The organism is Achromobacter sp. (assembly GCF_050285565.1).
GTDB lineage: Bacteria > Pseudomonadota > Gammaproteobacteria > Burkholderiales > Burkholderiaceae_B > Achromobacter.
The window spans coordinates 207,579-227,184 of the sequence record NZ_JBLZXG010000003.1 but is presented as its reverse complement, the minus strand read 5'-3'; the positions used below and the strand labels follow the sequence as shown (position 1 = coordinate 227,184).

At 59.9% G+C, this 19,606-nt stretch carries 17 protein-coding genes and 3 pseudogenes; 3 read left to right on the top strand and 17 right to left on the bottom strand.

Features of this window, described 5'->3' with window-relative positions; translation table 11 throughout:
- Window positions 1-62: 62 nt before the first annotated feature.
- From ACN6O8_RS06975 to ACN6O8_RS06945, 7 genes and pseudogenes are all read right to left on the bottom strand, one after another.
- Window positions 63-797, bottom strand: a pseudogene (locus tag ACN6O8_RS06975) (amino acid ABC transporter ATP-binding protein).
- Between the two features lie 24 nt (window positions 798-821).
- Window positions 822-1,511 (bottom strand): amino acid ABC transporter permease, encoded by a 690-nt coding sequence (locus tag ACN6O8_RS06970; RefSeq protein WP_059270862.1) that lies wholly within the window; start codon window positions 1,509-1,511, stop codon window positions 822-824.
- Window positions 1,504-2,193 carry an amino acid ABC transporter permease gene (locus tag ACN6O8_RS06965; protein ID WP_054417453.1) on the bottom strand — a complete coding sequence of 230 codons (690 nt, stop codon included), beginning with the start codon at window positions 2,191-2,193 and terminating at the stop codon, window positions 1,504-1,506. Before ACN6O8_RS06965 ends, ACN6O8_RS06970 begins: the two co-directional genes overlap by 8 nt.
- 17 nt (window positions 2,194-2,210) lie before the next feature.
- Window positions 2,211-3,032 (bottom strand): ABC transporter substrate-binding protein, encoded by an 822-nt coding sequence (locus tag ACN6O8_RS06960; RefSeq protein ID WP_427990339.1) that lies wholly within the window; start codon window positions 3,030-3,032, stop codon window positions 2,211-2,213.
- A 71-nt stretch (window positions 3,033-3,103) separates the two neighbouring features.
- The gene (locus ACN6O8_RS06955) at window positions 3,104-4,369 is read right to left on the bottom strand and encodes an aminotransferase class I/II-fold pyridoxal phosphate-dependent enzyme (RefSeq protein WP_427990338.1); all 1,266 of its coding nucleotides are present in this window, start codon (window positions 4,367-4,369) and stop codon (window positions 3,104-3,106) included.
- Window positions 4,366-5,046, bottom strand: coding sequence for an RraA family protein (locus tag ACN6O8_RS06950; protein WP_427990337.1), 681 nt, complete (start codon window positions 5,044-5,046; stop codon window positions 4,366-4,368). The genes ACN6O8_RS06955 and ACN6O8_RS06950 overlap by 4 nt, the downstream gene beginning before the upstream one ends.
- 119 nt (window positions 5,047-5,165) lie before the next feature.
- Window positions 5,166-5,495: a hypothetical protein gene (locus tag ACN6O8_RS06945; RefSeq protein ID WP_427990336.1), complete on the bottom strand. Its 330-nt coding sequence runs from the start codon at window positions 5,493-5,495 to the stop codon at window positions 5,166-5,168.
- A gap of 675 nt (window positions 5,496-6,170) precedes the next feature.
- Here ACN6O8_RS06945 and ACN6O8_RS06940 point away from each other — a divergent pair.
- Together ACN6O8_RS06940 and ACN6O8_RS06935 are read left to right on the top strand one after the other, a co-directional pair.
- Window positions 6,171-7,025: a hypothetical protein gene (locus ACN6O8_RS06940; RefSeq protein WP_427990335.1), complete on the top strand. Its 855-nt coding sequence runs from the start codon at window positions 6,171-6,173 to the stop codon at window positions 7,023-7,025.
- Window positions 7,026-7,198: 173 nt separating this feature from the next.
- Window positions 7,199-7,529: pseudogene (locus ACN6O8_RS06935) on the top strand (JAB domain-containing protein); the annotation flags it as partial.
- A gap of 245 nt (window positions 7,530-7,774) precedes the next feature.
- Here ACN6O8_RS06935 and drt3b read toward each other — a convergent pair.
- The 4 genes and pseudogenes from drt3b to ACN6O8_RS06915 form a co-directional block, all read right to left on the bottom strand.
- Window positions 7,775-9,730, bottom strand: a complete 1,956-nt coding sequence (gene drt3b / locus ACN6O8_RS06930; protein WP_427990334.1) for an antiviral reverse transcriptase Drt3b — start codon at window positions 9,728-9,730, stop codon at window positions 7,775-7,777.
- A 9-nt stretch (window positions 9,731-9,739) separates the two neighbouring features.
- Window positions 9,740-11,023, bottom strand: a complete 1,284-nt coding sequence (drt3a, locus tag ACN6O8_RS06925; RefSeq protein WP_427990333.1) for an antiviral reverse transcriptase Drt3a — start codon at window positions 11,021-11,023, stop codon at window positions 9,740-9,742.
- A gap of 195 nt (window positions 11,024-11,218) precedes the next feature.
- Window positions 11,219-11,503, bottom strand: a pseudogene (locus tag ACN6O8_RS06920) (transposase); the annotation flags it as partial.
- A gap of 341 nt (window positions 11,504-11,844) precedes the next feature.
- A complete protein-coding gene (locus tag ACN6O8_RS06915; RefSeq protein WP_427990332.1) occupies window positions 11,845-12,426 on the bottom strand; it encodes a TetR/AcrR family transcriptional regulator in 582 nt (193 codons plus the stop codon).
- A gap of 107 nt (window positions 12,427-12,533) precedes the next feature.
- On the opposite strand from ACN6O8_RS06915, the gene fabF reads away from it, so the two are divergent.
- Window positions 12,534-13,805 (top strand): beta-ketoacyl-ACP synthase II, encoded by a 1,272-nt coding sequence (fabF, locus tag ACN6O8_RS06910; RefSeq protein WP_427990331.1) that lies wholly within the window; start codon window positions 12,534-12,536, stop codon window positions 13,803-13,805.
- Between the two features lie 66 nt (window positions 13,806-13,871).
- Here the strand turns inward: fabF and ACN6O8_RS06905 are convergent, their stop codons facing one another.
- The 6 genes from ACN6O8_RS06905 to ACN6O8_RS06880 form a co-directional block, all read right to left on the bottom strand.
- Window positions 13,872-14,252: a cation transporter dimerization domain-containing protein gene (locus tag ACN6O8_RS06905; protein ID WP_427990330.1), complete on the bottom strand. Its 381-nt coding sequence runs from the start codon at window positions 14,250-14,252 to the stop codon at window positions 13,872-13,874.
- A gap of 64 nt (window positions 14,253-14,316) precedes the next feature.
- A complete protein-coding gene (locus ACN6O8_RS06900) occupies window positions 14,317-15,951 on the bottom strand; it encodes a methyl-accepting chemotaxis protein (RefSeq protein WP_427990329.1) in 1,635 nt (544 codons plus the stop codon).
- Between the two features lie 329 nt (window positions 15,952-16,280).
- Window positions 16,281-17,105 carry a hypothetical protein gene (locus ACN6O8_RS06895; RefSeq protein WP_427990328.1) on the bottom strand — a complete coding sequence of 275 codons (825 nt, stop codon included), beginning with the start codon at window positions 17,103-17,105 and terminating at the stop codon, window positions 16,281-16,283.
- A 70-nt stretch (window positions 17,106-17,175) separates the two neighbouring features.
- Window positions 17,176-17,784: an LON peptidase substrate-binding domain-containing protein gene (locus ACN6O8_RS06890; protein WP_427990327.1), complete on the bottom strand. Its 609-nt coding sequence runs from the start codon at window positions 17,782-17,784 to the stop codon at window positions 17,176-17,178.
- A gap of 9 nt (window positions 17,785-17,793) precedes the next feature.
- The gene (locus ACN6O8_RS06885) at window positions 17,794-18,201 is read right to left on the bottom strand and encodes a carboxymuconolactone decarboxylase family protein (RefSeq protein ID WP_421442264.1); all 408 of its coding nucleotides are present in this window, start codon (window positions 18,199-18,201) and stop codon (window positions 17,794-17,796) included.
- A gap of 69 nt (window positions 18,202-18,270) precedes the next feature.
- Window positions 18,271-19,449: a hypothetical protein gene (locus ACN6O8_RS06880; RefSeq protein ID WP_427990326.1), complete on the bottom strand. Its 1,179-nt coding sequence runs from the start codon at window positions 19,447-19,449 to the stop codon at window positions 18,271-18,273.
- Between the last annotated feature and the right edge of the window lie 157 nt (window positions 19,450-19,606).

Here is a 19,606-nt window from a genome sequence, read left to right as displayed (position 1 = left end):
GCGCGGCTGCCATCCGGTCCGCAATCGGAACGTTGCACGGGCGGCAGGCTCCGCGCCCCGCCCTACCCGCGCGGATGCAAGATATCCGCCAGGAACCGCTGCGCCCGCGGATGCCGCGGCGCGCTGAAAAAGCGCTCCGGCGTGTCCATCTCCAGGATCTCGCCCGCGTCCATGAACACCACCCGGTCGCACACGTCCCGCGCGAAACCCATCTCGTGCGTCACGCAGACCATGGTCATGCCGTCCTTGGCCAGGCCCTTCATCACCTGCAGCACCTCGCCCACCATCTCCGGGTCGAGCGCGCTGGTGGGCTCGTCGAACAGCATCACCGGCGGTTGCAGCGCCAGCGCCCGGGCGATCGCCACGCGCTACTGCTGGCCGCCCGACAGCGAACCGGGATAGGCGTCGATCTTGTGCTCCAGCCCCACCCGCGCCAGCAGTTGGCGCGCCAGCTCGGTGGCCTGCTTGCGCGGCTGCTTGCGGATGTTGACCGGCGCGAACACCACGTTGTCCAGCACGCTCATGTGCGGAAACAGGTTGAACTGCTGGAACACGAAACCGATCTTCTGGCGCAGCGCGTTCAGGTTGACGCCCTTGGCGTAGATGTCGGCGTCGTCGATCAGGATGCGGCCCTTCTCGATCGGCTCCAGCCGGTTGATGGTGCGGATCATGGTGGACTTGCCCGAGCCCGACGGCCCGCACACCACCAGCACCTCGCCGCGCGCCACCGACAGATCCACGTCCTTCAGGACGTGGTGCGCGCCGTACCATTTATTGACTTTCTCAAGCTTGATCATGATGAATTCCGATAAGCGCCGGCCCTAGGCCATGGCGCGCTGGCGGCGGATGCGCAGGTCCAGCCACGACAGGCCGCGGCTCAGGCTGAAGCACACCAGGAAGTAGATGATGGCCAGGATGCCGAACACCTGCAGCGGCTGGGTCAGCACCAGGTTGTTGACCTGGTTGGCGGCAAACGTCAGTTCGTTCACGCTGATCACATAGCCCAGCGAGGTCTCCTTGATGGTCGAGACGAACTGGCTGGTCATGCTGGGCAGCACGTTGAACAGCGCCTGAGGCAGCACCACCCGGCGCATCGTGGTCCAGTAGCCCACGCCCAGCGAGCGCGAGGCCTCGATCTGGCCGCGCGGCACCGCCTCGATGCCCGAGCGGATCACCTCCGACAGATAGGCGCTCTCGTACACCACCAGCGCCGCGATCAGCGTCCAGAAGCCGCTGATGACCTGCCCCGTCAGCTTCGGAATGACGAAATAGGCCCAGAAGATCAGCATCAGCAGCGGCATGCCGCGCACCACGTTGACCAGCGTCTTGCTGGCCACGCGCAGCCAGCCAAACGGACTGACCCGCGCCAGCGCGATCGCCAGCGCCAGCGGCAACGACAGCGCCAGGCCGCACAACGCCAGGATCAGCGTCAGCGCCAGCCCGCCCAGCGGGCCATTGGGGTATTGGCCGACCAGCAGCGTCGGCCAGTATTGCGACAAAAGATCAAGCACCGTGGCCTCCCTGGTTCAGGCGGTAGCGCGCATAGATGCGCGAGCCGATCAGCATGATCAGGAAAGATCCCAGCAGGTACATGATGGTCGCGGCGCCAAACGTGGCGAAGGTTCGATAGGTTTCGTTCTCGATCTCGCGCGCCTGGTAGGTCAGCTCCATCACGCCGATGGCCATGGCCACGCTGGTGTTCTTGAACAGCAGCAAGGCGCGCCCCACCAGCGGCGGAATGGAAATCCGCACCGCCTGCGGCACGATCACGAAGCGCATGCATTGCAGGTAGCTGGCGCCCAGCGCCCGCGCCGCCTCGAACTGCGTGCCGGGAATGGCGCGCAGCCCGCTGCGGATGTCCTCCGCGATATAGGCGGCCGACCCCAGCGCCAGCGCGATCGCCGCCAGCGACATCTCGGCGTTGTGCTGGTACAGCCACAGCCGGAAACCTTCCGGCAGCAGCTCGGGCATGCCGAAGTACCAGAACAGCACCTGCACCAGCAGCGGCACGTTGCGGTGGTATTCCACATAGGCGTCGACCAGCCAGCGGCACGGCGCCAGGTTGGTGGCGCGCACCACCACCAGCGTCACCGCGATGGTGAACGCCATCACCCAGGACACCAGGAACAGCTGCAGCGTCACCCCCATGCCGCTTAACAGCAGCTGGTATTGCGAAGCGTCAAGTAAGCTCATTGCGCGGGCACCGGCACTCAGCCCGCGATGGGGCCGATCTTGAAGCCGCGTTCGAGCTTGTACGGCGTCTGCGGGCCGAACCACTTGTCGAACAGCTGCGCGGCCACGCCCGAGCTTTCGGCCTCATCCAGCGCCTGGTTCACCACATTCAGCATACCCGGCTCGGACTTGCGCACGCCCAGGCCCCACGGTTCGTCAAACACCGACTTGGCGATCACGCTGACCGGCGCCGTCGGCGGGCTTTGCAGCACCAGGCGCACCAGCACCAGTTCCGACGCGAACTGCGCGTCCACCTTCTTCTGTTGCAGCGCCAGGTACGTGGCCGAGCTGTCGCCGTAGCCAATCACCTGCGACTTGTCCAGAATGCGCTTGATCTCGCGTTCCGAACTGGAACCCTTGGTCGCGCCGACGCGGCGGCCGTTCAGCGATTCGATCGTGTCCAGCCCCGAATCCTTGCGCACCAGCAGCTTCTGCGGGCTGACGTAGTACGCATGGCTGAAGGCGATCTGCTGGGCGCGGTCCGGCGAATACCCCAGGTTCGCCGCCAGGATATCGACGCGGCCCTCGTTCAGCTCCGGCACGCGCGCCGCCACCGACAGCAGCTTGTAGCTGACCTTCACGCCCAGCTTGTCGGCCACCAGCTTGCACACGTCGACGTCATAGCCCACCAACTGGCGCGTCGTCGCATCCTGGAAGCTGAACGGCTGCGACGTGCCCAGCGTGCCGCAGATCAATTCGCCGCGGGCCTTGATGTCGGCCACCTGATCGGCACGGGCGCCGGCGCCCAGCGACAGCGCGGCCAAACCCAGGCAGACGGCGATAAGTGAATGGCGTTTCATGGTGATTCCCCTTGTGTTGTGGTTTGAACAAAAAACAGAACCGGCCCGCTCGTTGGCGGGCCGGGGAACAATCAGGCGAGCTTGGCGCAGGCCTCGCGGATCGCCGCGCAGCCCTGCCGGATATCGTCCAGCGACGCCGCGAACGACAGGCGGAACGTGCCCGGCGCGCCATAGGCATGGCCGTCGATCACCGCCGCCCCCGCCTCGCGCAGCAGGTAATGCGTCAGGTCGGTATCGCTGCGGATCTCGTCACCGGCCGGCGTGCGCCTGCCCAGCAGCCCCGAGCAATCCGGAAACACGTAGAACGCGCCCTGCGGCACCACGATCTCCAGCCCCGGCGTGCCCGACAGCTCCGCCACCGCCAGATCACGGCGCTCGCGGAACACCCGCGCGAACTCCGTCACGCAATCCTGCGGCCCCGACAGCGCCTCCAGCGCCGCCGCCTGGCTCACCGACGACGCGCCCGACGTACTCTGCGACTGCAGAATCGCCATGGCCTTGATCAGTTCGTCCGGCCCGGCGCCGTAACCGATGCGCCAGCCCGTCATCGCATAGGCCTTGGACACGCCATTGATCACCAGCGTGCGCGCCGCCAGCGCCGGCGCCACCTGCAACGGATGCACCGTGGGCTCGCCGGTGAAGTTCAGGCGCGCATAGATATCGTCCGTCATCAGCCAGACGTGCGGATGGCGTTCCAGCACCGCGGTCAGCCCGCGCAGCTCGTCGGCAGTGTAGACCGAGCCGGTCGGATTGCTGGGCGCGTTCATCATCAGCCACTTGGTGCGCGGCGTGATGGCGCGCTCCAGCGCCTCGGGCGTCAGCTTGTAATCCGTGGCCGGCGTGGTCGGCACCGCCACCGGCACGCCGCCATTGACCAGCACCATGTCCGGATACGACACCCAGAACGGCGCCGGAATCAGCACCTCGTCGCCGTCGTTCAGCGTCGCCGCCAGCCCGTTGAAAATCACCTGCTTGGCGCCCGTGCTGACAATGATGCGCGCCGCCGGGTAATCGACGCCGGTCGCTTCCAGCAGATGCGCCCGCGCCGCCTTGCGCAGCGCCACCGTGCCCTGGGCCGGCGGATACTTGGTCTCGCCCCGGTTCATCGCCGCCGTGGCCGCCTGGCGGATATGCTCCGGCGTCGAGAAATCCGGCTCGCCAATCGTCAGGTCGATGATGCGCCGGCCCTGCTCGCGCAGTTCGGCGATGATGGCGCGCGCCGCCACGCTGGGTGACAGCTTGATGCGCTTGATGCGGTCGGCGACGATGCTGGTGGCTTGCGCGGGCTGGGTCTGGGTTTGCGCCGGGGTCTGGGCTTGGATCGGGGTTTGCGTCATTTCGCGGCTCCCGTCTTCTCGGCCAGCGTCTTTTCCAGCCAGGGCTTGGTGTAGGTGCCGGCGCGCAGCTTTTCCTTGGCCACCGCCTCGTCGGCTTCCTTCTTGGTCGCCAGCGCCAGCACCGCCGCGGCATGCTCGGCGGGAATCACCACCACGCCGTCGGCATCGCCGACCACCACGTCGCCCGGGTTGACCACCTGCCCGCCCACCGACACCGGCACATTGATCTCGCCCGGGCCGTCCTTGTACGGCCCCTTGTGCGACACGGCGCGCGCAAAGCAGCCGAACTGCCCCTGCGCGAACACGTCCAGGTCTCGCACCGCGCCGTCGATCACGAACCCGGCAATGCCGCGCCCCTGCGCGTCCATCATCATCAATTCGCCGACCAGCGCATTGCTGGTATCGCCCGCGCCATCGACCACGATCACATCGCCCGCGCCTCCCAGCGAAATCGCCTTGTGGATCATCAGGTTATCGCCCGGCCGCGTCTTCACGGTCAGCGCCAGGCCAACCGTGCGCTGGTTGCCGGCGTGCAGCGGACGCAGCCCGCTGACGCCGTACAGGCGGTTCATGCAATCGCTGATCTGGGCCGAGCCAATGGCGGCAAAACCGGCCAGCACGTCAGCGGCGACGGCCGGCGCGGTCCGGGGAAGAATGCGGTATCCGATGGGATTCATAGCGAGGAATTTTCTTGAAGGCGTGAACGGCAATAAGCGAACACGCATTACAAGGCCTCGCGGGGCGATCCTCAAAACGATATAAATTCCCGGTTATGTAGGAATTATTTTCGTGGATGTTATTGGATCAAGGGGGGAGCGTTGTGGGTGGGGTTGGGGGCTTCCCTGTCGCCGTCGGCTTGCAGGGCCTGGTCGAGCATGGCTTCGGTCAGGGTGCCGAGGTGTTCGCAGAGGCTTTCGACGCCGCCCATCAGGGCGGTGATTGCCCAGGGGTCTAGCGGTGGGGAGCCGGTGGCGTCAGGTTCGGCGGCGCTGTTGCCGACCATGCGGGCGATGGTCTGGATCGCGTAGCGGGTGCGGTCTAGTTGGTGGAGGTGGGATAGGGAGACGCGGCCGGATTCGCGGTCGGTGTCGATTAGCCAGGGGTTTTGGGTGAGGGGGTGCAGCATGGGGCTGCCTCCTATAGCGAGTGGAGACCCGCCTCCTCGCTTCCAAACGGGGCGGGCGGGCACAAGACAGGGTTGGAAGACCGGAGCTATAGGACCCGGCGTGCGCAAGCGCACCCCCGTCCAGGCCCGCCCATAGGGACGCGCGTAGACGCTGGACATGAAAACGCCGCCTGAGCGGCGGCTGTCCCGCCTATAGCTTACCCGGCTTCCATTCCGGGACTACCGTTGGTGCGGTAGTGGGGGGAGTATACGGGAAGGAGTGGTGTGGGGTGGAGAAAGGGATGGACAATTTGGCTACTTATGCCGGCAAGCAGGTAGCGGGATAAATGACAGCTTTTGGCCAGAAGTAGCCGGTCGGAAAGCACAGCTGTCGGCGAGAGGTTCTCCGCCACGCATACTCCAATCTGGGGCAGAGACCGTAGTTAACGGGCCCATCAACTCGGGGCGTTCAACACGGCAATCAATACCACCCCGCCATACGAATATTCATTAATCTGAAAGAATGTATCTAGCAACACAACAGGGATTTCGAGCGAATTACAGCCCTTAGTGCAATCGAACTAGCATAGGGATTTAATACACGCACAGAACACCAGATATTGGACCGAGAAGACACATTGACGATCTATATTCTTATGATAAGCTCTCATGTCGTTAGTTATTGCCGAGTAAATAATGGAACCCCAAGCCGAAAGTGAACTTATGCAGGAGTTAGGAGTTGTGGCAAGGAACCACCAATTTCCGATAGCGACGAAGGTCCGCGGATCTTTCGAGATCCAGGGAACCTGCGTAGCGATTGGCGATGGCAAAAACCACTTCCTAGTCACTGCATCGCACGTCACGAACCTGAGGCACGACGCAGCCGATCATGAGCTTTACCTCTTCAACTGGCTCGACAACAAATTTATACGAATAGAAGAGGACATTGTTGGATATGACGAAGTCGAAATTCCAAGGGAACTCGATGTTTCTATCATAAAAATACAGAGGGATAGGTTTCAAGCCATTCCTGACGAAAATTTCTTAAAGCCGGAAGCAATATTCGTCGATCGAGGCGCATCACTCAAGAGCTTATACGCATTAAGTGGATTTCCAGCCTCGAAAAATCGCGCATTTCCTAAATATAAGCCCGCCCCCCACTTTCTCTGCTTTTTCACAGATAAACTTACAGAGAAGCGTGGAACTAATGCGTTAAATTCAAATAACTCATTTACATTGGCATTGAGATATGACCATCCGGATGGGCCCGATGCATATGGAATGAGTGGCGGAGCGCTTTGGATTCTCACAACTGAACTTCCGCACAATCCTGCTTTAGCAGGAATTTTGGTTTCGTGGCATCGCAGTGAGAATACAATTTTTGCGGTAAAAATGGACTTCATCATTTCCATGATTAAAGGATTTTTTCCAGGAAGTAGATTTGACGACATCCCTACATCGATGCTAATGATTGAAAATGGAGAAAAGGCCTACCTTTGTATTCCAACCAAGGCCTTGGCGAGCGACGAAGTTCCTGAGTCTGACGTTTAGAACTCTACAGCGACGGAAGAGGAAGATTGGATGTTGACCCTAATTTGGCATCGATTAAAGGAGGTGTACGTGACCGGGCAGGTAGCCTCCGTGTGTCGCACCGACTCTAAATCCACCGGATCGACAATCTAGGTCGCAAGCGAGCATGAGTCGATGACAATTGCTGCCCATTAGCGGTTATCACTTCCCCGATGATCGCCAAGGAGTACCTGCGCGATAGGCTGACAGGTTTCGAGCATGAAGTGTTTGCGGTGCTGTTTCTGGATACGCACCATCGGCTCATCGAGTCCCGGGAAATATTCCACGGCACTGTCGACAATGCCTCGGTGCATCCGCGCGAGGTGATCACGGAGGCGCTGCGGCTCAATGCAGCGGCGGTGATCCTCTCGCACAATCATCCGAGCCGGCATCCTAAGCCGTCGCGAGGTGATAGAGGTGAGCACGCTGGATCATGTCATTGTCGCCGGTAACGACCCTACGTCCTTCGCTGAACGTGGCCTGATCTCAGCCTGGGTTCAGCCCCTTTTTGCTCCGATAAAGGGAGGTGAAGGAAGGGGCCCCACTGAGTGTGTGGATGCACAAGCCATCGAAGTGACTTGTGCACCGCTCAAGCACCGCCCCGTATTTCCTGCCATTACTGGCCATACGCACGAGTCGGTACTGAATGGCTCCCTTGCGAAAACCGGCTTCATCTACCGGTGAACCGGTAGATGATGAGGGGACACCCTTCCTTCGATGCGAAGTGTAACCTAATACGCCTGTTTCAGCTCCTTCTTCTCTAAAGAATTGAGCAGATCAATGTCCTTCCAATCCACCTGCGCATGGCTCGTACTAATGCCCGTCAGAAATGACTGCAAATCAGCTTTACTGGGCTGGGAAAATTGAAGAATTTTAAAGAGGCTTTTTATCCAAACGGTCTTTTGCTTATCCGGAACATAGGGGCACGAAAGAAGGTCGAGTAGGAGATGGGCCTTTTCGCTATTCATCAAGACATCAGAGAGATCAGATAATTTCCCCACCGCTGCATCCAAAAGCTTAGCCCTCAATTCTTGGTAAACTTTGGAATCTCGCACATAGAACAGAGAGGCAACAATGGTGAAGTATGTTAATTTTCCCGCACTTACAAAGAGCTCATCAATAATCTCCGGTGGCAACAGATGATTATCGCCTAGCTCCCGCGTTGCTAGTGCGACGTTGAAAGATTCAAGGTGAACAAATCCTTCAATATCGCCGGCGTGTTTCATGCCACACTGGTCATGCAGCAATGCACAGGTCAGATCAAAAATCTTTTGATGTACGGTTGGATATCCGGTGGGTAAATGCTTCTTGCTAAATCGTGCAGCCAGAACTAAGGACGTACTAAGTTTGTACGACGCACCAACAGAGGGAGCAACGCCGTAAAGAAAGAACAATACGTCGAGCAACACAATAAATGCATCAACATATTCGCCATCTTGTACGATGCTCGAAGAGTCGTCATGATTAACCAACCTCTTGACTCGCTCAGCAATTACTGAAATTAAGAAAGATGCAATCTCATCATAGGTTGACCCATTTGAATGACATAGAGCCTTCACCGAGTCAATGTAGCTTTTGGTCAACTTCCATTTGTTATAAATACCTTTAGGACTGAGCACGCCCGTACCGGTTTGCTCAAGGAATTTTTCAAAAAAAGAATTGGCTTGCTGTCCTGCATCATAGACAAGCCTTGCCTTCGATGAGGAAAATGGCCTTCCTATGCATGTGGACTTCGCAGTGTTTGTATGAAGATTAAAATCAATTAAAACGTCTACATACTTATCATGAATTCTATTGGCAATAGACTCATCTCGAGCAAATATAAAAACGTCATCTACGTAGCGTCGAAATTCATAGTCTTGACGAAATTTCAAGTCCGCTAACTCTTGTATTACCCGTCGATCAATTTCCTGAAATAGTATTTCAGCGAATATCCTACTCACCTCAGGGCCTATCGGAATTCCATTTGTCTCATTGTGATTGCCGTGGCGGATGACGCCGTCAAACTCCTGCGCAAAAGTCGAGGAGACAGCAACGTGCGATTTTGTAAAAGGCTTGTCTTTAACTGCCCAGGAAAGGCAGTGAGTATAGATGCTGTCAAAGCATTTTGTAACGTCAAGCGTCTTTAGAAAAGAAAACCTTTTTTCCAACGAAAGATAATCCCTGGAATTGAAGAATTTATACAGGCGATCGTATCCTCTGTACGAAAAAAAAGAGGGTGCATGCTTGACATACCTGTCGAGTCCGTCGAGGGCAATAGAGCCAGTTTTATACTTATTAATATTCTCCCAAGAGCTTTTTGAATAAAAGCTACTCGCGACTGTTTTGGGTGCACGGATAGATGCTGGGCTTATCGAGCAATAGTGAACTATTAGTTGTTCATATTTTTCATAGAAAACTCTTGCTTTCCATTGGGAGGCCGGATGCAATAGAGCAAGACGCCGAAAACTCTTCGAATCTTTCTTGATTTTATATGTATACGGTATGGTCGAACTTGGTGGTTTGCTGATGCCAGCATGCAAGACCAGAGATTTGATGACGGTACTTTGCACATGACCGGCACTATCTAGGGCGGCAATCTGGTCATAGAGCCCATCATTCGAGAAGATGATTGGAGTTTCGAATGGAGTGGTCTCCGTAATGAGAACTCTGTTGTAGTCGCTGCGGCGAATTCGGTTTTTCTTCATTTTATCGCCCTAATAAATCCAGCAACTCTGGATCTCAGATATTCTGGTTGCGGAGAAGTGGATAAAACTACGGTTCGCGTGCCCTCTTGCAAAGCTGTATGCGAGCAATTGGCGCTTTTGATGGGCAGAAATCATTGTGTTTGTTATCGAAAAAACCCGACCTTTTTTCGATAGAACTGCATTTCTAAGAAATCCATCCAGATCTTTTAGGCCTGCAGCACCCTCTGAAATCAATGGGTAGCTATGGTATATTCCAGCGACTTTCTTTCCGCCAGCTTTTGGGTTATATACACTGAAGTTCTGCGTCAAGAATGCGATGCGATCACGGAGTAATCCCCAGTCATTCGAATTGGCATAGCTCAGGAGTGATCGAACAATCCTTGTTTTAATTCGTTTGATTTTTTTCCTTGCAATATCCACGTGGACTTTCCGGTGTAAATCTCCGTCCTTAGCTTTTCCCGCTTCCTGCCTTGTAGGATTTTTGACTAAGAATTGATAACCAAGATAGTCAAACTGAAGGAGGTTCGGTGCGATTGTGGAGCCTTCTTTTGCCACCCTGGCGGTCGCTGCGACAATGTTTTTCTTATCAGGATTCAGTTCAAGCCCAGGTGGAAGGCATGAGCGCAATTTCCGTAGAAAATCTATTTCATTCTCCCTTGCTGACGAGACAATAATGATGTCATCGACATAACGAGAATAGTAAAATATATCGCTGGCCCAGCGCATCTTCTGATCGAAGTCCTGCATTAGAATTTCTGATAGCGCAGCGCTAATAGACAGCCCCCTCGGTACACCACTACCTCCAATCGCAGTATGGGCGTCAAGCAACGCCTCGATTAACTTTCTGCTATGCGGGCTCAAATTTTTGACACGGGAAACGGTATCAAGAATATGACTCTTCTGGAAAGACTCGAAAAATGATCGAATATCGAGGCGATAAATTCGATAAGGAACCCCTTCTTCCAAGAGAAGCTTAAGATTTTTGACGATTTGAGATCGCCCATCTGCAGCCAGTGAAGTACACCTTTTTAAGTTCAGTCGAAGTTTTCGCTCCACCAACTCGTCTTGATGCCTGACCAAACGATAAACATTTTTTCCCTTAAGAAGGAACCCTGCCAAGGGTAGGGATGGAGGGTCGAAATGGGAAATGGCAGATGCAAGCGCTTGACTGAGAAGTTGGTCTCGCAGGGCCGCTTGACCAGCAGCGGGGACTCCAAGGAAATCTCTCTTCCATAGCACGCGCTCAAGCGTCTTTATACAAAAAGACTGATCGAATGAAGATGCCCGCGACATTAGTCCCCTCCCTTGCCTTAAATTTCCCGCTCAGATAATTCAGAAAACTTCGGGTGCACGCTTTCCATAAGCTGGTGGCACTTCTTCGTGAAATCCAAATAGCGCGTACACATAGATATTAAACGAAACATCTGCTTGCGCCTCCGCTTCGCGGACCGCGCCTTCGCTCATCCGTGACGGGACTGGCATTGGCCACCCTCGGGTCTTGAGTTCGTTGAAGACCTTGAGCCAGAACTTGGCCCCCTCGGTCTGCTCGACACACAGGCCCAGCACGTCGCGCTGGCCGTCGACCTGCACGCCCAGCGCTAGGTACACCGCCCTGTTGCTGACCCCGCCGTCGTCGCGGATCTTGACCCGCAGCGCATCGAAGAACACCACTGGGTACATCGCCTCCAGCGGCCGGTTCTGCCAGGCAATCGTCTCGGCCATGACCTCATCGGTGACCGAGCTGATGAAGTCCGGCGAGACCTCGGTGCCATACCCGCCGCGAAAGCCCGTTGGCGCACCGCGGCACGACTAGTCTGCATTTGGTTCAAGGCGGCTACAGAGAGAATTAGAGGTGGAGTTAGTTAGCTAAATGCTGCCGCAGGCCAATGGCAGCTTATGGCCGACTGCGGACTTCCGTGGCCGTCTGCATAAGCAAGCTCGACATCATTCTGTGGAGCCGCCGGCTTTTTTTGCAGCCAACAGCTTGAGTTAGTTAGAAGGTGCGGCAACCTCCCCTGCCGCCCTAGTAATACCCCCCTGCAGTCGGAGATTGTGAACCAGTCCGAATAGCGCTAGCTCGGGCGACTTGGGTCAGAGCAACCACCAGAATAAAACTATCCGCCCAACCGCTCCCGCACGGTTGCCAAAATTTCTTCGGAAAGCCCCGGGTTGCCCGCCGCCGTGGCCCGGGCGAGGGTCAATGCTCCAACCATGCTGCTCAGTGTCACGATGGCCTGCGCGCGCCTGGCCGGGTCATCCCCCTGAAGCTCGCCCATGAAGCGTTGAAAGTTGCGTTCCACGCCCTGCGCAAAGACCTCTGACATTTCCGGCCCTGCCCTGGCAACGTCTGCCGCCAATGCCGCAACAGGGCAACCTTCGCCGGGGTGATCGCGGTGGAACGTGGAAAGATAGCCGTGCACCAGTGCGCGGAGTCCGCCCGCGGATGCGCCATCCGCCTCAGGAGACTCCGATCCCTCTCGCGGCGTAATCGTCCACTCAAACGCGCGCGTGCAGGCCTCGCGAGCGAGGGCATCCCGGGACTCGAAGTGCCGGTACAGCCCGCCATGGGTCAACCCTGCATCGCGGGTGATCTCGGCCAGGCCCACGCCATCCAGGCCCTTTTCTCGATAGAGGCGCGCGGCGGCGTCCACGATTCCTTCGCGGTTCTTGGCGGCCTGTGCTTTGCTGACTTTCATAGGTTAGATGATACCCCTCATCAAAATTGATTTATGATTATGCTCATCATCAATAACATCACACTCAGCCCATCGCAAGGGCTGGGTTCAATTGCGGAAGGTGCGGCATGGAACGTCGGGTAGTCATCACCGGTTTGGGCTTGGTGTCCCCTCTCGGATGCGATGTGGAGCTGGCCTGGCAACGCTTGCTGGCGGGCCAGTCCGGAATACGCGCCTTGGATGCGGCGGTTGGCGAAGGCACCGGCGTTTCCATCGCGGGCCGGGTGCCGAGCCAGGAGGAGGATCCGCAAGCCGGATGGCGCGCCGAAGCCGTCATCCCGGCGAAAGAGCTACGCCGCATGGACCGCTTCATCGCATTTGCATTGGGCGCGGCGGATCAGGCCCTGGCGCACGCACAGTGGCGCCATCCGACCGCCGAGCAGCAGGAGCGCGCGGCGACCATCATCGGTTCCGGTGTGGGCGGTTTCAGCACCATTGTCGAAGCTGTGCGAACCACGGATGGCAAGGGGCCGCAGCGCTTGTCGCCTTTCACCGTGCCGGCTTTCCTGGCCAATCTGGCGGCGGGACAGGTGTCGATCAGGCACCAGCTAAAGGGTCCGTTGGGAGCGCCGGTGACGGCCTGTGCCGCCAGCATCCAGGCCATTGGCGATGCGGCGCGCCTGATTCGGAATGACGAGGCCGACATGGCGCTCTGCGGCGGCAGCGAAGCCACCATCGACAGAGTGGCGTTAGGCAGCTTTGCGGCGGCCAAGGCGGTGAAGACCCATTGCGACAGCGAGCCCGCGAAGGCTTCCCGCCCGTTTGACCTGGCCCGGGACGGCTTTGTCATGGCCGAAGGCGCGGGACTCTTGGTGCTGGAGGCGCTGGATCATGCGTTGGCTCGCGGCGCCAGGCCGCTGGCGGAAGTCGTAGGCTACGGCACTTCCGCCGATGCCTATCATGTCACTTCCGGGCCGGAAGATGGTTCCGGCGCCGCCCGATCGATGCGCGCGGCGTTGCGGCAGGCACGGTTGCAACCCCATGACATTCAACACCTGAATGCGCACGCGACCTCCACGCTTGTCGGTGACCGAGGAGAGCTGGCGGCCATTCGCCAAGTGTTTGGAGCAGGCTCCGGCCCCTCCATTACGGCCACGAAATCCGCCATCGGCCACATGCTGGGAGCCGCTGGCGCCGCCGCCGCGATTTTCACGATATTGGCCTTGCGTGACCAGATTGCGCCGCACGTGCTCAACCTGGAACATCCGGATCCGTTGGCCGACGGCCTGGACCTGATCGCTGGACGTGCGCGCGCTCATGCCATGGAGCATGCCATGCTCAACGGATTTGGCTTCGGTGGCGTCAATGCGTCGCTGGTTCTCAAGCGATTTTCAGCCTGAGCCCTGTCTCGCGGGCAGGCTCCCCTGCCCTGGATCACGCCCGCCTCGCCCCTACCCCAAGACAGTTCAGCGCCGCCCCGGCAGCATCCGCACCAGCGTGTTGTCCCGAAAGACGTAATGGTGCAACAGCGCCGCGGCGGCATGCAGCCCCACCAGGAAATAGCCCACCGTGGCCAAGGTTTCATGCAGCTCCTTGACCTGGTCCGCCAGAGCCTTGTCCGGGCTGACCAGCGCGGGAACCTCCAAGCCGAACAACGGAATCGGCTTGTGGCCTTCCTCGACAGTCAGCCCGGTGCCGATTTCCAAGTGCGCGTCGGCGACGATCATGTCCCCCGTCTTGCGGGTGCGAAGATCGTGTATGCCTTGAACGCCTGAGGTGTCCAGCAAGGTGCCCTGGATGGCGGCGGCTTCGTCCTCGGCAATGGCCCGGTTCTGCAGGTCGTGCAAGGCAGCCCAGCGCGGGGCATTGTGCCCCGCTCATGGCCGGCCTGGCCTGTGGTGAGACGTAAGATCAGGTCAACACCAGCGCGCCGCGGTCGCGCTGCTGGGCGCCAACATTCGCGCGCCGTGCGGCATCCTCGGCCAGGCGGAACACGCCGACCGCTCTGACCAAGGCATGGGCCTGATCCTGCATCGAGCCCGCCGCGGCCGCGGCTTCTTCGACCAGCGCGGCATTCTGCTGGGTCACTTCGTCCATCTGCGACACCGCTCGGTTGACTTGCTCGATGCCGGAGGCCTGTTCGTGCGATGCCGCGGCGATCTCGCCCATGATATCCGTCACGCGCTGCACCGAGGCGACCACCTCCTGCATCGTGGTGCCCGCGTTTTCCGCGTGGGTGGCGCCTTCGGCCACTTTGCTCACGGACGCTTCGATCAGCGTCTTGACCTCACGCGCGGCCTGCGCGCTGCGTTGCGCCAACGATCGCACCTCGCCCGCCACCACCGCAAAGCCCTTGCCCTGCTCGCCCGCCCTGGCCGCTTCCACGGCGGCGTTCAGCGCCAGGATGTTGGTCTGGAACGCAATCCCGTCGATGACCGAAACGATCTCGGAAATCTTGCGCGAGCTGGCGGAAATGTCCCCCATCGTGCTTACCACCGCCGACACGACCGTGCCGCCGCGCTGGGCGATGCTGGAAGCGCTTGCCACCAATTGATTGGCCTGGCGCGCGTTGTCGGCGTTCTGTTTGACGGTCGAGGCCAGTTCTTCCATCGAGGCGGCGGTTTCTTCGAGCGACGCGGCCTGCTCTTCGGTGCGGCTGGACAAGTCCGTGTTGCCGGCCGCAATTTGCCCCGCGGCGCTGGATATGGTTTCAGCCCCCGCGCGAATCGTCCGAACCGCGCCGGCCAGCTTATCCTGCATATCGTGCAGCGCGAGCAGCAGTCGGCCGGTCTCGTCCCGGGAGTCAGCGTGGATGGGTTGCCCGAGGTCGCCCCGCGCCACGGTCTCCGCCACCGTCACTGCCAGGGCAAGCGGCGCCGTGATCGACCTGGCCACCCTCCACGCGAACAGGCCGCCCAGCACGATAGCCACGCCCGACAGGATCAGGTTCATATTGCCCGCGCCGTCGATAACCCGCTGGCTGGCGGCGCTGGCGTCCACCATCTCGTCAGATTGAATCCGGGAAACTTCGCTGACGCGGTCTTGCAGGTTGTCCAGAAGCGGAAGGGTCTCCTCCAGCAAGCGTTGGCGAGCAGCATCGCGCTCACCACGCTTGAGGAGCGCGCCCACGCCCTGGAACGACTGCACATAGCGACCGCGCACGTCTTCCAACAACCGCAACTTCTGGCGTTCATCTTCGGTGCGGAACAACGGCCGCAGGGTCTCCAGCGCCTGGTCGATCGCCTTTCGGTTGGTGTCGATGCGAGCGAACAGCATTTCGGCCGCCCGGGGGTCTGTGTTGACGATCAGTTCTAGATTCGCGCGCGCATTGGCGCGCGTCGTCACGTCAATAATGTTGATGGCGTTCGCCTTGGCCCACGTCTGCTCTGTAATCGCCTGGTTGATGCCGCCGATGTGGGTCAGTTCATACTGCGACAGGCCAGTAAGCGCCAATAACAGCGCAAGTACGGTGCCGAAACCCAGCGTCAGCCGAGTGCCAATGGATAAGTTGCGGAATAAGTTGCTGATAGTTAAACGGGAGCGCATGAATTTGTACTATGACAAAGGGAAAACCCTAGTATAAATTTCATGACACATATAGCAACGAATCTGTAATGAGAATTTGCGATTTCGCATGGCGGGCCGGAATTTTATCTGGCAGACGCCTCTGTCGAAATTCCAAGGAAGTCAAATGACGCCCCGTTCTCCCAAGCTCCAGTTGGCTTGGAGTCGTATGACCATGCCCCAACGTGGTCAGCTGTCAGGTGAATACTGTCTCAGTACAGGCTGTCCCACTTGCCAATTTCGAAATCGCCCAGCGGCGCGCGCCAGGATTCGCCGTCAGCAGTAAAAGCTGAAGGGAGGCAGCAACCCCATCAATCGTCCCCTCCCCCCGCCCCCGCATTCCTGGCCTCGGCCAGCGCCACCGTCAAATGCATCACCTTCTTCTTCAACTGATCCCGCTCATCCGTCAACCGCGCCAGCAACTCGCGTAGCCGCGCCACCTCCGCCGGCAGATCCGCGATATTCTCGATCGGAATATCCGGCACCGCCTCTTTCGGCGGCGGCGCCTTGGCCTGGCGCACTTCCCGCGCCGCCTGCTGCAATTCCTTCCTGCCGCCCGCCACCGCCGCGGCCTGCCGCTCGGGCGGCAAGGTCGCCACCGCCGCCGCGGCGTTGATGGAGATCGCCCCCTCCTTCACCGCCCGCACCAGTTCCGGCGCGGCGGCTTTCTGGATCTTCTCGATCTGCCCCAGCGTATTGCTGCTGATACGCGCCTCGCGCGCCAGCGCCTGACGGCTCAACGCAGCCGCGGGCGGGATGGGCGGCGGCTCGGGCGGCGGCGTGCTGCCGTCGTCTTCCCATGGCGGCACGCTGCGCGATTGCAATATCTCTTTCTTGCGCAGCGCCAGCACGCCGCGCTGGAAATCCGACACGCTGCGCCGGCCCAGGTGGTTCTCGATCATCCACAGGTGCACGTCGTCCATGGATTTGAACGAGGTGTTCTGGCGCGTTTCGAAGGGAATGCCGTGCTTCATGCACAGCGCGTAGCGGTTGTGGCCGTCGATCAGCAGGTCGCCCCATAGCACCAGCGCGTCGCGGCAGCCCTCGGCCAGCAGACTGCGTTCGAGCGCCTCGCGTTCGTCGTCGGTCAAGGGGTCAATATAAGCGCGCAGGCCTTCGTCTATCCTGATATCCATGGTGTCCAAAAACAGTTCAAGTCCGCGTCGCACCGCCCCGCACCGCCAACGCAGCGCCGCCTGTCGCTGGCTAGGCTCGCGGCCCTTCCAGCGCGATGCGCACCGCTTCGAGACGGGCGCGCGGGTCCGTCAGGCCCAGCAGGCGCGCTTTGTCGGCGGCCGGCAGCGGCAACAGCTCGCACCAGCGGTCAGCCACCCAGGCGCATTCATCCAGCCGGTAAGGCGGCGCCACCGGCATGCGGTCGACGGGCACGCCTTCCTGCTGCCATTGCGCCACCAGCCGCCCCAGCGCGTCGGCGCAGGGTTGCAGCGGCGCCGGCACGGGTAGCGGCGGGTCGTCGGCGATGGGCTCGGTTTCGCCCATCCAAAGACCGTATTTTGCCAGTTGGCTGGAAACCAGCCGGAAACGACTGGTGCCGATGCAGCGCACTTGCAGCAAGGCGGGCATGGGCGCCTCCCAGGCCTCGACGCGGGCCAGGGTGCCGACGCCGGCCAGGGTTTCCTGGCCTTCGGGCGAGCGGACTTCGTTGCCGGCCAGCAGCGCGACCACGCCGAACTCGCTGCCGTCGGCGATGCAGCGGCGGATCATGTCCAGGTAGCGCACTTCGAAGATGCGCAGGTGCAGGACGCCGGCGGGAAACAGCGCGTTGGACAGGGGGAACAGCGGAATGGTCGCCATGGCGCCGCCCTATTTCACGGTGAAGGCGTCGTCCACCGGCACCTGCATGGCGGTGACCAGGGCGTTGGTCTGGGCGGCCATGCCGATGACGGCGAGCAACTCGGCGTGCTGGCCGTCGGTCATGCCCTTGGCGCGGGCGGCGGCGGTGTGGGAATGGATGCAGTAGGTACAGCCGTTGGCGGTGGAGACGGCGATGTAGATCATCTCGCGCACCAGGGGCGGGATTTCGCCGTCGGCCATCATGACCTGTTTCAACTGTTCCCAGACGCGCTTGAGCTGGGGCGGGTCGTTGGCCAGGGCGCGCCAGAAGTTGTTGACGAAGTCCGACTTGCGGGTGGCGCGGATGTCTTCGAATACCGCCCACGCCTCGGGGATCTTGCGCGCTTCTTCGTCCGACAGCAGATGCACCGTAGCCATACGCCACTCCAACAGGTAAGGGCCGGGCGGCGGCGTGCCGCCCGCGCAACCTCCCATTGAACCGGAAAGCTAGTAATAAGTCACTTTGACCAGCACCTGCGTCGAGTACTTGCCAAGCTTCAATTCCTTGCCGGCGTCCGGCGTCAGCGATGCCGTGTAGGTGTGGACGGCGGCGGCGGGATTGTTGCCTATCAATTGGCCGAAACTGCCGACATCGTCACGTAATGGCGGGACGGGGGCAGGCAGGATCGGGACGGGTTGGTTGGCGTTTTCGGTATCCAGGATCTGCATTCTCAGGCCGTTCTCCACGCCATCCTCATTGCGCAGGATGATGGAGGTGCCATCGCCGTCGATGCGCCCGGGTCCTTGCAGGATGAACTGGGCCGATAGCAGCATCAGGAATTGCGTCCGCTCGTTATCCGGGGTCGCGGGCGTCAGGAGGGAACCAATATTGCAGGATGGGTCGATGCGGGTGGTGACTTTGAAGGGGTATTGCTGTGGCAGGGTACCCATGTAGCCCTTCATGGCGATGATTCTGCCGAATTGCACCAGGCTGTCCACGCTGACGTCGCCGATGCATCGCGGGACGAATTGCATGCGCGTGGGGCTATTGGTGATGAAGGGTCCCGGCGACAGCACCGCCCCGACCCCAGCGATCAGCTTGAAGATGGTTCCCGAGGGAACCGGGTAGCGTGCCGCCGGGGGGGTGTTGTTCACCACCTTCAATCGCGCGATCAGGGTCAGGACTCTTGGTCCCGACTCCCCTGTGTAGGGCAGGCCGGCATCATGGTTTTCCGAGATAGGAAGGCCCGGTTCCCGGTTCGGCCTCCAGGGGTTGCTTTCGTCGCCGTTGACGATGATTTCCAGTACCAATCCCGCCCTATTCACGGCCTGGTTCAGGGAGGTGTAGTCGCTCAGTACCTGGAGTTGCGGGGCGGCGGTAACGGGCCTGCCCAGCCTGTCATAGTTGGTGCATTCATAGTTGATGAAGTAGGTCTGGGTTCGATAGATTTCGGTGCCTGGCGGCGGTATCGCGCCCAGGTCGAAATTCACGGAAGGGATCAAGTCAATCTGGAAGCCGCCGGGGGACGTGCAGCCTCGTCTTACTGCCTGTGCTTTTGCCACGCCGGGAAATGCCATCACGGCCGCGCAGAGGAGGATCAGCGCGCCTGCCATCCGCATGCGATAGCCGGCCCAGAGGCCGCCGCCATTGCGACGGGTTGCCGCCGTGATTGTCGTGTTGCTCATTAACGCATTCCATTGCCCGGGGTGAGCGGCCGGCGGCCTGCTTCATGTGACAGTGACGGCCGTTCTGTCGGCGGCGCCATGGCGGCGCGCCAACGGAACCGGGCGGTGCCTTTATGCGTTTCGATTCTGCATGAAGGGGATTATCCGAACGTTAACG

What these genes read in the sequence shown, in the direction of transcription:
- ACN6O8_RS06965 (WP_054417453.1), bottom strand. Translation starts at nt 2,193, where the DNA reads ATGAGCTTACTTGACGCTTCGCAATACCAGCTGCTGTTAAGCGGCATG.
- ACN6O8_RS06960 (WP_427990339.1), bottom strand. Translation starts at nt 3,032, where the DNA reads ATGAAACGCCATTCACTTATCGCCGTCTGCCTGGGTTTGGCCGCGCTG.
- ACN6O8_RS06955 (WP_427990338.1), bottom strand. Translation starts at nt 4,369, where the DNA reads ATGACGCAAACCCCGATCCAAGCCCAGACCCCGGCGCAAACCCAGACC.
- ACN6O8_RS06950 (WP_427990337.1), bottom strand. Translation starts at nt 5,046, where the DNA reads ATGAATCCCATCGGATACCGCATTCTTCCCCGGACCGCGCCGGCCGTC.
- ACN6O8_RS06945 (WP_427990336.1), bottom strand. Translation starts at nt 5,495, where the DNA reads ATGCTGCACCCCCTCACCCAAAACCCCTGGCTAATCGACACCGACCGC.
- ACN6O8_RS06940 (WP_427990335.1), top strand. Translation starts at nt 6,171, where the DNA reads ATGGAACCCCAAGCCGAAAGTGAACTTATGCAGGAGTTAGGAGTTGTG.
- drt3b (WP_427990334.1), bottom strand. Translation starts at nt 9,730, where the DNA reads ATGAAGAAAAACCGAATTCGCCGCAGCGACTACAACAGAGTTCTCATT.
- drt3a (WP_427990333.1), bottom strand. Translation starts at nt 11,023, where the DNA reads ATGTCGCGGGCATCTTCATTCGATCAGTCTTTTTGTATAAAGACGCTT.
- ACN6O8_RS06915 (WP_427990332.1), bottom strand. Translation starts at nt 12,426, where the DNA reads ATGAAAGTCAGCAAAGCACAGGCCGCCAAGAACCGCGAAGGAATCGTG.
- fabF (WP_427990331.1), top strand. Translation starts at nt 12,534, where the DNA reads ATGGAACGTCGGGTAGTCATCACCGGTTTGGGCTTGGTGTCCCCTCTC.
- ACN6O8_RS06900 (WP_427990329.1), bottom strand. Translation starts at nt 15,951, where the DNA reads ATGCGCTCCCGTTTAACTATCAGCAACTTATTCCGCAACTTATCCATT.
- ACN6O8_RS06895 (WP_427990328.1), bottom strand. Translation starts at nt 17,105, where the DNA reads ATGGATATCAGGATAGACGAAGGCCTGCGCGCTTATATTGACCCCTTG.
- ACN6O8_RS06890 (WP_427990327.1), bottom strand. Translation starts at nt 17,784, where the DNA reads ATGGCGACCATTCCGCTGTTCCCCCTGTCCAACGCGCTGTTTCCCGCC.
- ACN6O8_RS06885 (WP_421442264.1), bottom strand. Translation starts at nt 18,201, where the DNA reads ATGGCTACGGTGCATCTGCTGTCGGACGAAGAAGCGCGCAAGATCCCC.
- ACN6O8_RS06880 (WP_427990326.1), bottom strand. Translation starts at nt 19,449, where the DNA reads ATGAGCAACACGACAATCACGGCGGCAACCCGTCGCAATGGCGGCGGC.